We start from the raw sequence: 15,633 nt of genomic DNA, 5'->3' as shown, positions 1-15,633 counted from the left end.
TGTGCGCGTCACGCGATTGGGAGATCGGGTTGTTGCCAAATGCTCATCCCTCCATCAATGAAAATGGTTTGACCATGGATGTGCTCTGCCTCATCGCTTAAGAGAAAGACAGCGAGACCACCGCAAACTTCTGCATCGGGAACTTGACCATTCGGTGTATGCAATTCCATCCATCGCAACACGTCGGGTCGTGCGTCGAGGATTTGATTGGTCAGGGGCGTTCGCACCAATCCTGGCGCGATGGAGTTCACTCGGATTCGGTGTGGAGCGAGCGCGACGCAAAGCGATCGAACCATTCCACCTACCGCAGCTTTCGAGGCATCGTAGGCCGTATGCTCAGGCTCCGCTAACAGTCCGTTAATGGATCCCGTGAACAAGACGCGGCCGGCGGTGCCGTCTGTGATCCAGCGTTTGGCGAAGGCTTGTGTGAGGAAATACCCGACTTCGACGTTGATCCGAAACGTTTTGCACCAAGTCGTCTCGTCCATTTCCAAGAAGGAGGAATCGAGGAACACACCTGCGTTATTGACGAGAAGAGAAACCTGCGACAATGCTGGGTGAGACTCCGGGGAGAGGACCCGCAACGTGTCTTGTATGGGAAGCGTGAGATCAGAACAAATCAAGGTCGCCTCGACTCCCATGGCCCTGCATGTGTCCACCGTCTCGTTCGCAAATCCATCCTCGGACTTGCCATGAATGACGACGTTTCCTCCCGCCTTCGCTATCCTCTTAGCCATTGCAGCTCCAACCCCCTGCGATCCACCGGTGATCAGCGCTGTTCGTCCCCTTAAATCCATTTCCATCCTTATCGAAGCAAAAGACATCAACCCGCAGCAAGCTGCGGAGTCAATGCAAAAAAGGTCTCCGAAATTGCCTCTCCAACCGTATTGAGCTGAAGTTGCAAATCGTCGATCGATTCATGCAGTCCAACGCTCATGATATCGTCGATGTGCATGTAATCCAATTCGCTCCGCAGACGCCCAAGCAATTGTTCGGGACGATTATTGAAGTTGCCAGGAGTACCTCCCGTTATGTTGAGAAGCGATTGCTCGGCGCGAATGATGCAAAAGCGTACCGCCCGCGGGAAGTTGCGGTCCAACAACAAGAACTGAACCACATTCTTAGGTGAGAGCCGTCCGAATCTTTTTCGATACATCTCCAACGCGCTGGCACTTTTGAGCAACGTCCCCCATTGGCTGATATCCAAGGGAGTCCCTACCAATTCCACACCGGGTAGGAGCAAGTAGAACTTGACATCCAGAATTCTGGACGTTTTGTCTGCGCGTTCGATCAAGGTCCCCAGGCGTCCAAAGTTCCATGCCTCGCCGTGCGACATCGTCCCGTACGTGACCCCTTCCAACAAATAGCCTGCTTGCTTGATGCGTCCGAAGAATTCAAAAGGGGACGCGATGGCCCGCGAATCATTGCGAGCATCCCGAACCAATAAATAGAATTTATTCAACTCCTCCCACATCTGGCTGCTGATCATCTCGCGCGTGGTGCGGGCATTCTCACGAGCCTGCTGCAGGCAAGACATGATCGAATTCGGGTTCTCATCATCGAAAGTGAGAAAGCGAATAACGTTCTCTTGATTAGCAACCGGGTACCGCTCGAAAAAGAGCTCGTGGTCTCCGGTCGTGTAAATCAACGGTTCCCATTGCAATTGACGATCGAACCCCATGTCGATCGTCAAGTTGAGGGTCACGTCAATGAAGCGTGCTACGTTTTCTGCGCGCTCGGTGTAGCGGCTCATCCAAAATATCGAATCGGCAACTCGTGATAGCATCTCAATCCCTTAGCCTTTCGATCTCAAAACCCAAGTATCTTTGCTGCCGCCCCCTTGCGAGGAGTTGACCACGAGCGAGCCTTTCACCAGCGCGACGCGTGTTAACCCACCGGGCACAATGTAAATCTCTTCGCCGTACAGAATGTAGGGGCGAAGATCCACGTGGCGACCATCCAATCGATCGCCGCATAGCGTTGGCACGGTCGATAGCGCCAACATGGGTTGCGCTACGTAATTGCGAGGATTCGCGAGAATCAGTTCGCGATATTGATCGTGTTGCTCCTTCGTTGCCTTCGGCCCGAGCATGATCCCGTAGCCTCCTGATTCGTTCGCGGGTTTGATGACCAAATCCGCGATGTTATCCAACACGTACTGACGCTCTTCTTCCTCCGCGCACAGATACGTCGGCACGTTGGGGAGACTCATCTCTTCCCCTAAGTAGTATCGGACCATCTTCGGTACATATGCGTAAACGGCCTTATCATCTGCCACCCCTGTCCCGGGAGCATTGACCAGCGCCACACGCCCCTTTCGGTAGACATCCATCAACCCTCGCACGCCCAAAGTCGAGTCGGCTCGAAGACAATCCGGATCGAGGAACGCGTCGTCGATGCGTCGGTAGATGACATCGACCCGTTTTAAGCCCTTGGTCGTCTTCATATGTACGAAGCCATCATGGACTAACAAATCGCTCCCTTGCACCAGTTCCGCTCCCATTTGTTGGGCGAGGAAGCAGTGTTCGAAGTATGCGGAGTTGTAGATACCTGGCGTTAACACCACCACCGTCGGATCTCTGACTCCCTCGGGGGCAACATATTGCAACATTTTGAGCAAGTGCTCGGGATACGTCTCGACGGGCAATATCGACTGACCGTCAAACAATTGAGGAAATGTCCGCTTCATCACCTCCCGATTCTCGATCACATAGGAGACTCCGGATGGGCATCGCAGGTTATCTTCCAACACATAGACTTGACCATCGGCTCCACGAACCAAATCGGTGCCGGTGATGTGACACCAAATCCCTTTCGGCGGATTCATCCCTTGGATTTGGTGTAGGTATCCCTTGCTAGATTGCACCATGTATTCAGGGAAGACGCCGTCCTTCACGATCCGTTGCTCGTGGTACATGTCATCGATGAACATGTTCAATGCACGGATACGCTGCTTCAGGCCCAATTCGATCGACTGCCACTCCTGTTCCTCGATAATCCGCGGAATCAAGTCAAAGGGCCAGACCTTTTCGGTTCCTGCGGCATGCCCATAAACATTGAACGTGATGCCCATGTTGAGCAGCTCATGATCGGCAGCCTTCTGGCGAAGTTGCAACTCCCCCGATGCCAATCCAGCCAGCTTATTTACAAGAAACTTTGCAGCAGCCCGAGCCTCTCCGCGCTCGTTGAACATCTCATCGAAAAATCCGCTGGTTTGATAAGACGCGATACCCAAAGGGTCATGATTCGAGGAATCTACTCGATACTCGATACCGTCCATCGACATTCTCTGCACGTGCATACACCTAACTCTGGTTTCCGAGCGTCAGCCATTGATTTTCTGTGCCTAGAGAGAGGATTACGAGGCACTCCCATTCTTACAAGAAATTTCACTTCAGTGGCAACCCCGCCGCCGATTTTGAACAAAGTTTGGGGTTTTCTGGATGGCCAAATCTCGAAGAATAGATGGTCCCCGCTTTCGACGGGCCTCGCCATTTCCAATCTCGTATCATGCTAGGCAAAGGGTTTCTATGAGCGATTCCACCTCCTCTGCTCCCAGCCCCTCGAAGTTTGCAAAACCTTCCTACCTTCCACTTCTGCTGGCAGCACTTTTCATGACCGTTGGGATCACGGCTCTTGTCTACCTCGGAAGAGAAGAAACCCGGTTGCGTGGAACGCCCATCGGGGAACTCGATCTGCAGCCACTCCTGTTTCCCGAAAATGCAGTCGACCCCGCAGAGCTGCGAGGCAAAGTTGTCGTGCTGCACTTTTGGGGCTTTTGGTGCGGGCCCTGCCTGATGGAGTATCCGGAGTTTGCAAAACTGCAGAAAGAATACATCGACTCCGCCGATGTGGAGTTCGCGAGCATCGCCTGCGGGGATCGATCTCCTGACACCAAGGATGACTTGGCTTTCTACACGAAAAAGTACTTGGATCGAGAAAAGATCGAAGACATGCCGATTTATTGGGATCCAGCCGAATTTTCCCGTCAGCAGGTCAGTCTATTGTTCAAGTCGGGGGGATTCAGCTATCCCACCACAATCGTCCTCGACAAACAAGGAAAGATCGCCGACATCTGGCGTGGCGCCATCAACGGCAACACGCTCAAGAATTCCATCGAAGCCGCGAGAAAGCAGTAATCCTTTGCATTTTGAATCCCCTAAACGCCCGGTCGTCGCAATCACGCTCGGAGACCCCACCGGCGTCGGTCCGGAAATCACAGCAAAGTCCCTTGCAGATCCAAACCTGCAACAAGCGGCTCAGTTCGTTGTGATTGGATCGCCCCAGGCTTTGCGACTCGCGTGTCAGGTCACTCATGCCGACCTGGACATACACGTCATATCGGATCCCGAATCGATTCCTCCCCACCACAACCGGCCTTCCAGCCGGCAAGTTTATTGCATCGCCGCCGGGCCCGATGATTGGAGGGGCCGAATCGAACCGACCATTCAGGCGAGGGGTGGCCAAGCCGCATACGAAGCTTTGGTGCTCGCGACCGAACTCGCTCTCGCAGGACGAGTCGACGCCATTGTCACCTCCCCGCTCCAAAAGAAATCGCTTCAGTTGGCTGGCCACGACTGGCCGGGTCACACCGAGCTGCTGGCCTATCTGTGTAAAGTGACCGATCATGCGATGATGCTTTACCTTCCCCCAGGACCTCCTAAACATGGGGGCCCAGCAGGATTAGGTGTCGTACACGTCACGCTCCACATGGCGCTTCGGGAGGTGTTCGAACACATTACCGAAAGCAACATCATCGAAAAGATTCAACTGGCGCACCGCGTTTTCGCTCGTATCCGTCTCGCTTTGGGTTTGGATGGTAATCCCAAAATTGCTGTCACAGCGCTCAATCCCCACGCGGGTGAATCGGGTCGATTCGGCGATGAGGAATTGCGTATCATCGCGCCCGCGACCGCAAAAGCTGCATCATCTGGGATCAATGTCTCGGGCCCCTATCCCGTCGACACCCTTATGCCAAAAGCGGCGGAGGGGGAGTTTGATGCCGTCGTTGCCATGTACCACGATCAAGGTCACATCGCACTCAAGCTGCTCGACATGTTCGACGCCGTGAATATTACCCTCGGCCTCCCTATCGTTCGAACCAGCGTGGCGCACGGAACAGCCCATGACATCGCTTGGAGAAACATCGCGAAGGCGACGGGGATGTCCCAAGCTATCCTGACAGCTGTTCGGCTTTGCGGTGTCGCAAACGAAGCGAGCCGTCCATGAGCACGGAAGAAAAATTGCTAGGGCGTCATTGGTTTCTCGATCTATCCGGTTGCCTCAATATCCCGGACACACCGGAGCAACTAGAGCAAATCATTTGCGAGGCCGTCCTGCTTTCCGGAGCCACCATCGTTCAGCGATGCTTCCATGCTTTCTCACCCTACGGATTGACCGGTGTTGTTGTCATCGCGGAATCGCATGTCGCCGTGCACACTTGGCCGGAACATCAAGCTATTTGCATCGACTACTTCTCGTGCTCGGAACGGATCGGAGTACAGCGCTCCTTTGATTACTTGATCCGCGCTTTTCAACCACACAGCGCAAAGCAATCGACATCCGAACGCCGCGTCGCTTTCGGTCCCACTCTCAAACAATCCTAAACCAATTATTGATTGGGAATCAAACGCTGAGCAGGACAGGCACGTCCTCCCCGATGCTCCATTCTTTGAAGTCATTCGGATTGCGATGCACTCGCCGGTAAACGGTATCACGCTCAACGGGCTCGCGTCCTGCCTCTACAATCAATTGCTTGATCTGATCCACGCTCAAGATCTCGGGAGTCGTCGCCCCCGCATCGTGGTAGATCAGTTCGTGACGAACCGTACCATCGATATCGTCCGCGCCGTAAGCTAAAGCGGTTTGAGCCGTACCAATTCCCAGCATGATCCAATAAGCTTTGACGTGCGGAACATTGTCAAGCATCAATCGCGATACAGCCATCGTCCGTAGATCCATCAGCGCGGAAGGCTTCTTCAAATGTGAAAGCTTCGTATTCTCAGGATGGAATGCGAGTGGTATGAACGTTTGAAAACCTCCGGTCTTGTCCTGCAACCCTCGCAGCTTCAGCAGATGGTCTATCCGATGGTAGGCTTGCTCCACATGCCCATACAGCATTGTGCAATTGGTCTTCAATCCGATTTCATGCGCAGACTGATGAATCTCCAACCACTTGTGGGTGTTCGCTTTGTGTTCGCAGATCTGATCGCGAACCTCTGGGTGAAAAATCTCGGCCCCTCCGCCAGGCATGCTTCCAAGCCCTGCGTCTCGCAGGTCCTCCAAAATGTCTTTGGAACTCATCTTGGTTAGAAATTCAAACCAATTGATCTCCACAGCCGTCCACCCTTTCAAGTGAATCTGCGGATAAGCTCGGTGCAGGTTTTCGATGATCCCACGGTACCAATCGTATCCGAGCTGATGATGAAGCCCGCCCACAATGTGCATCTCGGTACAGCCGTTTTCAACCGCTTCTTGGCCCCGAGCGAGGATCTGCTCGTCGCTCATCACATATCCCTTCGGATCCCGCAAGTCCGAACGGAAAGCGCAAAATCGGCAGCGATACACGCAGACATTGGTTGGGTTCAAGTGGGTATTGATGTTGTAATAACCAACATTCCCGTTGATCCGCTCCCGAACATAGTTGGCCAACTCACCCACGGCCTGCAGCGGTGACTCTGGAGACGAGAGGAACAAACCATCCTCCATGGTCAGCCTTCCGCCTTGCTCCACTTTGTCGCGAACAACTCGCAATCGGTCTTGTATCTCAGGTGCTACCATTGGCTTATCACTCCTTCATCGGCACTAGTCTCGCGTAATCTCGACTACCACCAGACGTCCACCGTACCGACAACTAAAAAGATAACGCTTATCACAGCATTCAATTGAAAGAATGCCAAGTTCATTTTTTCGAGAGATTGCTCGGAAACCGATCGATGTTCGATCGCGAGCAATACACCCACCAATCCGACCGCCGAACTGAAAATCCATCCCAGTCCCAGCGAAGGGAATACCCAGGGCATCAAGATGGCCATAATCCACATCACTGCATGACAAAGCTTGGCAATACGGAGAGCATTCGCGATCCCCAGCTTGGCCGGGATACTGTGCAAGCCTGCGTCCCGATCAAACGCGTAATCTTGGCAAGCGTAGATGATGTCGAATCCCGCGACCCAAAACGAAACGATGCCCCCGAGCCAAACAACGGGCATGATGTCACCCGGGGCACGATCGATGATCTGACCGCGAATGGCGAGCCAAGCGCATACGGGTGCGAGCATCAACGCAAAACCAAGCCAAAAGTGGGCGAAGCGAGTAAACCGTTTGGTCAGACTATAACCCGCCAAAATGAAAAGGACCGGCAATGCCAAAAGGAGGGGCCAACGATTGGGTAAAAAGAGCGCGCAACACGCAACAAAAGCAATCGCGCATAACACGCAAAACCCTGCGACTCCCCGGCGGCTTAATGCTCCGCGCGGCAGGTGCCTCGTCGCAGTTCGAGGATTGGCCGCGTCGATGCGATGATCGAGCAATCGGTTGATCCCCATCGCGAAGCTTCGTGCGGTAATCATACAGAGCAAAACGCCCAGCAAATCCTGAATGCGAAATGGGACGTAACCACCTCCGGCCGCATCCGGGACCGGAGTGAGATACGACCAAGCAGTTGCGAGCAGGGCGAATGGCAAGGCAAAGATGGTATGGCTGAATCGCACCATCTCCAAATAGTTTTTGACCTGGTGATAGATCCCCTGCCGTGCAGGTGCGGTCGTGGAAGTCAGCATGGGGTACCCCACCGACGTATCAAATCGTGTTGGATTTGAAGATGGTCTAGAATGCGCGCCACCACAAAATCAATCAAATCGACGACCGATTGAACACCGTGGTACCAACCAGGCATAGCAGGCAATACGACTGCTCCCGCTTTTGCAGCCCTATGCATATTTTCAAGCTGAAACACCGACAACGGAGTTTCGCGGTTGACCAGAATCAACTTTCGATGCTCTTTCAAGTGAACATCCGCAGCGCGCACCACCAAATTTTGGCTCGTCGCATGGACGATTCCGGAGAGTGTCGAGCCCGAGCAAGGACAGACGACCATCCCTCTCGTCAAGAACGATCCGCTCGCGATCGGAACCATGAAGTCGTGGTAATGAAACACCCTGACAAGCTTCTTCCCTGCCTCCACCGCCATAGGAGTCGGTTTGGCCCACTTATCATCCCCCCAAGAGTAGCCCAGCAAGGCGGATAAGTCGCGATCAGAGCCGCCGATTTGCAATCCGAGCTCCTGTCGGACCACTTCCGCACCGGACGGACTGACCACCGCGTGAACTGGAATGCCTGAGGAAACAAGCGTCTGAAGCAACCGGGCGGCATACACCGCTCCACTCGCGCCAGTGATTGCGAGGACCAATGGGGCAGACTGCGCGTCGCTCATCATTACCCTTTTGTCCCTACATAAAGCGTCACTACACCCAATGTCATGGGTGTGAGTCGAACATCCACCAACCCCGCCTCCCGCATCAAATTCGCTAAAGCTTCTCCACATGGAAATTGCTGGACGCTTTGAGGGAGATACTCGTACGCCGATTTGTCATTGCTCGCGAGTGCTTGGCCGACGCGCGGCAATACTTTCAAAAAATAGGTGTTGTAGATTTGCTTGAGCCCTGGAGCGGTCGGTTTGGAAAACTCGAGCACAGCCACCTTTCCGCCACGCTTGGTGACACGGACCATCTCTCTCAACCCGCGCATGGTATCAGAGACGTTTCGCAATCCGAATGCGACCGTGACGCACTGAAACGTATCCTCTTCGAAAGGGAGCGACTGCGTATCGGCTTCGATGAACCGTAAATTCGAACCTTCAGGAACCGTCTTCGCCTGCTTGACCTTCGCAATGTCAAGCATCTCCGAGCAGAAGTCCGTGCCGACCACTTCCGTCTCCGGTCCAAGTTCTTTGGATATCGCGAGGGCCAAATCTCCAGTGCCGGTACAAACGTCCAGAACGGGTGATCCGGGCGTGAGTCGAAGCAGCCGGAGGGTCTTGCCTCTCCATCGTTTATCGATATTGAGGGAGAGGATGTGGTTGAGTCGATCGTATCGGGGGGCGATTTGGGCAAACATCGCACGAACCCGGTCGCCCGACTTATCCACGACCTGCGTCATCATGATCCTCACCCGTTTAGCGTTGCCTTGAAGACTCGCGTTGGCCGCCTAGAAAATGGCTTTCCAACCATCCGATTCGAGATAACCGCACCGACAGCCCAGGTTGTAACTGCCGATAGTGCGGTTTGCTCGCCAATACCTAAGGAGTGCTTGGATCTAGAACTTCAGTCCGAAAAGCTCGCCACCGTTATTTTTGCCGGTGCCACCTTTAAGCGGTCCCTCGAACTTTTTAACCGCTGGGGCTCGGCGCACGTCTTCAACCTCGGGCTCCGGAGCCTTTCCACCCGATTCCTTCTCGGGCTTGGCTTGGGTCGCACGAAGCGAAAGAGCGATTCGCTGTGTTTCCGGTTCAACGGTCAAGACCTTCACCTCGACCTCTTGCCCCTCTTGCAACACTTGCGAGACGCTGGCAACGCGACGATGTGCCAGCTCGGAAATATGGATCAATCCCTCGATTCCTGTCGCCAATTTCACAAAGGCACCGAAGTTCGCAAGCCGAGACACGGCACCTCGAACGACCGATCCAGGAGGGAAACGCGTTTCAACATCATTCCAAGGGTTGTCTTGTGCCGATCGATAAGAGAGGCCAATTTTGCCGGTAACGGGGTCGATCTTGTCGATCCGAACTTTGATTTGATCCCCTTCTTTCACCACTTCACTTGGATGCTTGATCTTATCCCAGGAAAGCTGGGTGATATGGATCAACCCATCGAGCCCGCCAATGTCGACAAAGGCCCCGAACTCCAACACCTTCCGAACGGTTCCGTCGCAATGGTCGCCCACCTGGATGGAAGCCAAGCGTTCGCTCCGTTTCGCCTCTTTTTCTCGTTCCAATACTGCGCGGTGACTCAGTACCAAGTTGCCGCGACGAGGATTGGCTTCGGTGATCACACAAAGGAGTTTTTGCCCGACGAAGTCCGCTGCACTTTCGACCCGGAACTCGGAGAGCTGGCTCATCGGGATAAAGCCTCGGACATTACCGACCTTGCACTCGACCCCGCCGGTGTTAGCCGATTCCACTTTTGCTTCGACGACTCCGCCCTCGGTCAGATCGTCCCAATCGTTGACCGAGATGGTCTCGCCCGGAATCGACAACTCATAGAGGCCTTCTTCGTTGTTGAACGAACGAATCAAGACATCGACGGGCAGTCCTTCCGCAGGAGGCTCGTCAAATTGCAGGAGATTCACGACACCTTGGTCCGGTTCGCCGAGGCTGATGAAAACGTTCGCATTGTGAACTTTCAGGACTTTACCGGGGTGCCTAGAACCATCCTCCAATCGACGGCCGACTTGAACCGATTTGTCCCCGATCATGAGCTGATCCAGGTTTGCGCCGCTCAAGGCATCTTCGAGCGCTGCGTCTTCGTCCGAGAAACGAACTCGGGCACTCGGAACCGGGACCTTAGGAGCAATGGGGACGGATTGGTCTTTGTTTGATTTATCTTTGTTCGATTTGTAGCGAGGAGCCTGTGCCTCCGCGTCGATCGATTCGGCGGGAAGATCCGATGCTTGCGATTCAGACTCCGCCTTGGGAACAGAACCAGGAGTCGAAGCGGCTTCTCGTTTTGGTCCTCTCTTTTCGGGTCGCGGTGACGCTGCCCCCTGCTGGTTTTCCCTCAATCGGCGAATTGCATCCAGATTGATGGGGCCACCTGCAGCGGGAACCGGCTGAGCAGGAGTAGAAGCAGCCGGCGCGGCCTGGGAAGAAGACGCATCCTGAACAGGTTCTGGAAGAGAGTTCGCGTCGCTCATAGTCGGGGGGGTTAGAGATCGTTGAATCCAATAATGTGACCGGAGTAGTTTAGCAGCGAGCGCGTTATGTGCCCAGGTGCTGCAGCAACAGTCGCAGGGGGCTGTTTTTTTGGTATCTTGATACCCCGAGCCTGTTCTCACTGCGAGAGTCGGCTATTCTTTGCATTCGCAGACCAGTCCCGCAACCGCTACCAGGCCATCTGAAATCTCCATGTTCGATTTGCCGATCGCTGTCGTACTTCTTGGACAAGAAGTTGTACCTGCCGACCTCGTCATCGTTGGTCTGCTGATCGTCTTGGAGGGTCTCCTATCGATCGACAATGCGCTCGTGCTCGGGATGCTAGCCAAAAGACTCCCCAAGCACATGCGGGCACGTGCACTTTCGTATGGCTTGATCGGCGCATTCGTTTTTCGGGTCATCGCGATCCTGACGGCTGGCTTCCTTTTGAAGTACACGTTCGTCAAGTTCCTAGGGGGGGCTTATCTTGTTTTCATCGCAGTGAAGCACCTTTTTCTCGAGCAATCCGACGGCGGTGAAGAAAAGATGGTTCTCGATGAAGACGGGAACCCGAGACTGGTGGATGCCGAGACAGGTGAAAGCCTGGATATCAATCGCGAAAATATCGAAATTGAGCAGCGGGTCCCGGTTGCAGCAGCCTTGGTCACACAGGACGGAGTGGACCCCTATGGAAAGACCTACCCCGTTTCGGCGGCGTGCGATGTCAATAAACACTCCATGGGGCTGTTCTGGAAAACGGTGCTGGTCATTGAGTTGACCGATATCGCATTCGCCGTGGACTCGATCTTAGCTGCGATGGCCCTCGCAGGGTCCCGACAAGAAAAACTATGGGTCGTAATCACCGGGGGTGTCCTCGGTGTCGTTTTAATGCGTTTTGCGGCGGCGTTGTTCGTCAGATTGCTCGAGCGATTCCCCCGATTCGAAATCTCGGCCTATCTGTTGGTCAGTATCATCGGCATTAAGCTGCTCGCGGACTGGGCCTTTAATAGCAACTGGAGCTTTGAAGGAAGTACTTGGTTGGGCAGTTGGCAACCGTGGTTTGCATCGCTCGAAGAATCACGAGTGGAGCTAGTTCATGCTTACGAAAGCTGGTTGATCGGTAGCTGGCCACTGGGTATGTCGGAACATGCGGAAGGTCCCATCAAGGCTGCGCCGAAGCTTCTCGATTTCCACGACTTCCGCAGGCCGGAATGCTCTGGATTTTGGATTGTGATGCTTTCCTGTTTCTTCGTCGGCTTTCTGCCCAAAGGCAACACAGCGAACCCGAATGCAACCTGACCGACAGAGTTCGAATTGTGAATCTCTGTAATACGCGATGAATTACTTCACTTCGTCGTCATGCGGAACGAGAGATTCCGGCAATCGATCTTGAGCAAAAGGACTTTGCGCCGGTGCCAGGGACTCGCGCGTGATTTGCGTCAATACCCCAAACGGTAATGTCAACGCATAGCACAGAGCAAAGAGCGCGAAAGTGAAAAGTGGTACGGCGATCACACACAGGAGCACTCGCAATGCAGTCCCATCGCTTTGAATGATGGCCAACCTCAGCAGCATCATTAGTCCCGCGATCGCCGCGATGCTCGCTAATAAAGTGCGAAGGGAAATGCGATCCGACATGCAGCTGTCTCCTTGTGTGATCCGATTGTGTGATCCGATACCAAATGGGATGGACGCTGGCCTGCGAGCAAAATCCCCGGATTCCCCAAACGGCGACGTATTGTAACGTATTTTGATGGAGAAAGCCGAAACGCTCCAAGTGCAGCCACGTCCCCCTAATTCAGCCGCCCAACAACCTATTTCGAGTTGGCAAGAACTTGCAAAATCGTGAAACTGATGCAGCGATTGGGAGTGACAAAATAAGTGGGGGGTTTCGGTGAAGGTACTACTTAGTGAAGATCGAATCCATGCAGGCGTAGATCGTTTGGCCAAGGAACTCAACGCCTTCTACGGCGAGTCCCCTTTGACGGTCGTATCGATCATGACGGGGAGCATCGTCATGCTAGCTGACCTCATCCGAAGGCTCGAGATGCCCGTGCGAATCAGTCTCATCCAGGCAAGCTCTTATCGGGGTGGAACTCGTTCAGGAGAACTCGTTGTTCAAGATCAAATGATGCTCGATATTCGGGATCGAGACGTCTTGCTTTTGGACGATATTTTCGACACCGGGAAGACGCTCTTTGAAGTTTCGAATCGGCTTCGACAAATGGGACCGACGAGTTTGAAAACCGCTGTGTTCTTAAACAAGCTCGGGCAAAGCACCGTCCCTATGAACCCGGATTTTGTCGTCTTCGAAATCCCCAATGAATTTGTCGTTGGGTATGGGTTGGACTATCAGGATCTTTATCGCAATTTACCGTTTGTGGGCGTTCTAGAAGAATCTGACCTCGCGAGGCATTCCACCAATTGAACCAGCGTGTCCCCGAGCATAATGAGCAAAACCTTGTTGTGATCGCGCGTCGGTACTGGCCGTATTGCGATGACGCGTCCCTGCGACTGATGCACTGGCTGGATCACCTCCAAAACGCAGGTATCCGTAGCACGGTTCTTACCTCGCGTTGGCACCCTAGCTGGCCCGACGAATTCGAATTACGAGGAGTCCGAATTCACCGCTTGCAACCTGCAGCCAATACCAATTGGAACGAATCTCACTTCCAACGAAACGTGCTTCAATGGCTGCAATCGCACCTTGATCGCATCGGGTGGATCTATGTTGATCGCATCGATCCTCTGGCTTCGGTCCTGCTTTCGAAAAGCAATCGACTGGATCGCCCAATCCTGTTGCGAGCCGGCTTATCGGACTCTCCTGTTGGATTGGCGCCCGCGGTCCGAAGTCCTCTCCCCATGCAAATCGACATCGCCAATCGAGCCAAGACCGTCGTCGTACCGTCTGCGTCGGTCCATCGATGGATGATCCAACACGGTGTTGCCTCCCAGACCATGGTGAGGATCGATGATTTCATTCCCCCCCCTACCCGTCGCAGCCCAGAACTTCGCAAAGAGACTCTCCACGCGTTAGCGAAGATCAACAGCGACTTTTTATTGCCCGACTCAACGCCGCTGGTCCTGCATCTAGGACATTGCCAGATTTCGACCCTTCAAGCCACGCTTCAGGCTATGTGCGATCTCTTGGATTCCGGGGCCATGTTTCGGACATGGATCATCAACCCGGGCCTCCCCTACGATCAGCTTTACGAGTTCATCAGGGACCGCGGATGGCACCGAGAACTTCTTCTATTCGATAGCTTCGACGACGTCGATTCTCTCCTCCAAGTCGCTGATTTGGTTTGGTTCAGCAATCCCGAGGAAGCACTTCAATTCACTCTACCTGCAACCGTTTCGTCTTGCATTCCGTGCCTCATTCGAGAACATCCCGATCTCGAACCCTTGTTTGGCCTAGGGATTCACGATTGTGTTTATGATTCACCGACGAGCCTGGCCCTTCAATTGCATCGATGGTACGCCCAACCTCGAGCTCTCGCACACGCCATCGAGACTCTTCAAACCGAACTCCATTCGCGTCATCCGACCACTCAACTGCTGAAACAGTGGCTGTTGGTTTTGGAAAACAGCCGAGGAACAAACGGTCATGAAAACTAAAATCGCGCTCGTCATCCCAACGCTCGATCAAGGGGGCGCAGAAAAACAGCTCTGCCTGCTGGCGGAGGGCTTACTCCAGGAACACTTCGACGTTCATGTGATTGTCCTGACCCACACAGGCCCTCGCGAAAACTGGCTCAGGGAACGGAACATTCCGTTGCACTTTATCAACAAGCGAGGAAAGCTAGACCCCTTTGCTTGGTGGAGACTATACCGCCTATTCCAATCCCTCCGGCCGGATCTTGTTCACACCTGGATCTTTGCTGCGAACGCTTATGGACGGAGCGCAGCGTGGCTTGCAAATGTACCGATCGTTGTAGGATCGGAACGCTCTGTGGATCCTTGGAAATCGGCATGGCAGTTTTCGATCGATCGATTTTTAGCGAAACGCGCTCCACGAATCACCACCAATAGCAGCGGTGTGGTCCAGTTCTATGCAGACAAAGGTATCCCGAAGGAGTATTTTTTCCTCATCCCTAACGCGGCGATTGCGGCACCTGTATCGGACGTTACAAAAGAAGAAATCGCGGATCGATTGGGGGTTCCGGCCCGCTTGAAGTGGATCGTCTCTATCGGCCGACTGTGGCACCAGAAGGGATACAAAGACCTGATATGGGGAGCGGAAATGCTTCGCATGCTTCGGGAAGACACGTGCTACCTCATTGTCGGCGAAGGGCCTGAACGGAACCGATTGGAGCTATACCGTGACAACATCCGAGCGGGTTCCCAAGTCTATTTGCTAGGCGAACGTACCGATGTCCCCGAGATATTGAAACACGCCGACGTTCTTTGGAACGGCAGTTTGTACGAAGGGCAGTCCAATGCGATTCTGGAAGCTCAATTCGGTGGCGTTCCTGTCATCGTGACGGATATCCCTGGAAACCGCGATCTTGTGCAAGATCGTGAGACAGGTCTCCTCTTCCAACCTGGTGATGTCCATCGATTAACACGACTCACCAATGAACTCTTTCGCGACGCCGAACTGCGCGATCGAATCATTCGGAATGCCAGACGACAAATCGAACTAGAACATAGCTGTGAAGCCATGGTACAACGGCACGTCGAACTCTATCGAAATTGGTTGCAAGGGAAATGAATAACCAACC

General features: G+C 53.7%; 16 protein-coding genes. 7 read left to right on the top strand and 9 right to left on the bottom strand.

Annotation, left to right across the window (positions count from 1 at the left end; genetic code table 11):
• Window positions 1–8: 8 nt before the first annotated feature.
• The 3 genes from VN12_RS21980 to VN12_RS21970 are packed head-to-tail and all read right to left on the bottom strand — an operon-like array spanning window position 9 to window position 3,193.
• The gene (locus VN12_RS21980) at window positions 9–797 is read right to left on the bottom strand and encodes an SDR family NAD(P)-dependent oxidoreductase (protein ID WP_256388110.1); all 789 of its coding nucleotides are present in this window, start codon (window positions 795–797) and stop codon (window positions 9–11) included.
• A 26-nt stretch (window positions 798–823) separates the two neighbouring features.
• A complete protein-coding gene (locus tag VN12_RS21975; RefSeq protein WP_146678813.1) occupies window positions 824–1,786 on the bottom strand; it encodes an alpha-E domain-containing protein in 963 nt (320 codons plus the stop codon).
• A gap of 9 nt (window positions 1,787–1,795) precedes the next feature.
• Complete coding sequence (locus VN12_RS21970; protein ID WP_409994288.1) at window positions 1,796–3,193, bottom strand: circularly permuted type 2 ATP-grasp protein; 1,398 nt, start codon at window positions 3,191–3,193, stop codon at window positions 1,796–1,798.
• 337 nt (window positions 3,194–3,530) lie between these two features.
• On the opposite strand from VN12_RS21970, the gene VN12_RS21965 reads away from it, so the two are divergent.
• Genes VN12_RS21965 through speD form a run of 3 tightly spaced genes read left to right on the top strand, consistent with a single transcriptional unit; the run spans window position 3,531 to window position 5,606 of the window.
• Window positions 3,531–4,139 (top strand): TlpA family protein disulfide reductase, encoded by a 609-nt coding sequence (locus tag VN12_RS21965; protein ID WP_168164569.1) that lies wholly within the window; start codon window positions 3,531–3,533, stop codon window positions 4,137–4,139.
• A 4-nt stretch (window positions 4,140–4,143) separates the two neighbouring features.
• Window positions 4,144–5,229, top strand: a complete 1,086-nt coding sequence (pdxA, locus tag VN12_RS21960) for a 4-hydroxythreonine-4-phosphate dehydrogenase PdxA (RefSeq protein WP_168164568.1) — start codon at window positions 4,144–4,146, stop codon at window positions 5,227–5,229.
• The gene (speD, locus tag VN12_RS21955) at window positions 5,226–5,606 is read left to right on the top strand and encodes an adenosylmethionine decarboxylase (RefSeq protein ID WP_146678810.1); all 381 of its coding nucleotides are present in this window, start codon (window positions 5,226–5,228) and stop codon (window positions 5,604–5,606) included. The genes pdxA and speD overlap by 4 nt, the downstream gene beginning before the upstream one ends.
• A 19-nt stretch (window positions 5,607–5,625) precedes the next feature.
• On the opposite strand, the gene mqnE is transcribed toward speD, so the two are convergent.
• From mqnE to VN12_RS21930, 5 genes are all read right to left on the bottom strand, one after another.
• The gene (gene mqnE, locus VN12_RS21950; RefSeq protein WP_146678809.1) at window positions 5,626–6,780 is read right to left on the bottom strand and encodes an aminofutalosine synthase MqnE; all 1,155 of its coding nucleotides are present in this window, start codon (window positions 6,778–6,780) and stop codon (window positions 5,626–5,628) included.
• A gap of 44 nt (window positions 6,781–6,824) precedes the next feature.
• A complete protein-coding gene (locus tag VN12_RS21945; protein WP_205855117.1) occupies window positions 6,825–7,781 on the bottom strand; it encodes a UbiA-like polyprenyltransferase in 957 nt (318 codons plus the stop codon).
• The gene (locus VN12_RS21940) at window positions 7,775–8,434 is read right to left on the bottom strand and encodes a UbiX family flavin prenyltransferase (RefSeq protein WP_146680033.1); all 660 of its coding nucleotides are present in this window, start codon (window positions 8,432–8,434) and stop codon (window positions 7,775–7,777) included. The genes VN12_RS21945 and VN12_RS21940 overlap by 7 nt, the downstream gene beginning before the upstream one ends.
• 2 nt (window positions 8,435–8,436) lie before the next feature.
• On the bottom strand, window positions 8,437–9,162 hold the full coding sequence (gene ubiE / locus VN12_RS21935) for a bifunctional demethylmenaquinone methyltransferase/2-methoxy-6-polyprenyl-1,4-benzoquinol methylase UbiE (RefSeq protein WP_146678808.1): 726 nt from the start codon (window positions 9,160–9,162) through the stop codon (window positions 8,437–8,439).
• 153 nt (window positions 9,163–9,315) lie between these two features.
• Window positions 9,316–10,911 carry a 30S ribosomal protein S1 gene (locus VN12_RS21930; protein WP_146678807.1) on the bottom strand — a complete coding sequence of 532 codons (1,596 nt, stop codon included), beginning with the start codon at window positions 10,909–10,911 and terminating at the stop codon, window positions 9,316–9,318.
• Window positions 10,912–11,122: 211 nt separating this feature from the next.
• On the opposite strand from VN12_RS21930, the gene VN12_RS21925 reads away from it, so the two are divergent.
• A complete protein-coding gene (locus VN12_RS21925) occupies window positions 11,123–12,208 on the top strand; it encodes a TerC family protein (RefSeq protein WP_146678806.1) in 1,086 nt (361 codons plus the stop codon).
• 42 nt (window positions 12,209–12,250) lie between these two features.
• Here the strand turns inward: VN12_RS21925 and VN12_RS21920 are convergent, their stop codons facing one another.
• The gene (locus tag VN12_RS21920) at window positions 12,251–12,547 is read right to left on the bottom strand and encodes a hypothetical protein (RefSeq protein ID WP_146678805.1); all 297 of its coding nucleotides are present in this window, start codon (window positions 12,545–12,547) and stop codon (window positions 12,251–12,253) included.
• A gap of 256 nt (window positions 12,548–12,803) precedes the next feature.
• On the opposite strand from VN12_RS21920, the gene hpt reads away from it, so the two are divergent.
• The 3 genes from hpt to VN12_RS21905 are packed head-to-tail and all read left to right on the top strand — an operon-like array spanning window position 12,804 to window position 15,623.
• The gene (gene hpt / locus VN12_RS21915) at window positions 12,804–13,337 is read left to right on the top strand and encodes a hypoxanthine phosphoribosyltransferase (RefSeq protein WP_146678804.1); all 534 of its coding nucleotides are present in this window, start codon (window positions 12,804–12,806) and stop codon (window positions 13,335–13,337) included.
• A complete protein-coding gene (locus tag VN12_RS21910; protein ID WP_146678803.1) occupies window positions 13,334–14,527 on the top strand; it encodes a hypothetical protein in 1,194 nt (397 codons plus the stop codon). Before hpt ends, VN12_RS21910 begins: the two co-directional genes overlap by 4 nt.
• On the top strand, window positions 14,517–15,623 hold the full coding sequence (locus tag VN12_RS21905) for a glycosyltransferase (protein WP_146678802.1): 1,107 nt from the start codon (window positions 14,517–14,519) through the stop codon (window positions 15,621–15,623). The genes VN12_RS21910 and VN12_RS21905 overlap by 11 nt, the downstream gene beginning before the upstream one ends.
• The last annotated feature ends 10 nt before the right edge of the window (window positions 15,624–15,633 follow it).

The organism is Pirellula sp. SH-Sr6A (assembly GCF_001610875.1).
In the GTDB taxonomy this organism is placed as follows: Bacteria; Planctomycetota; Planctomycetia; order Pirellulales; family Pirellulaceae; genus JBKCUI01.
Note: the sequence above shows the minus strand (reverse complement) of the source record. Positions and strands in the feature narration are given on the sequence as shown.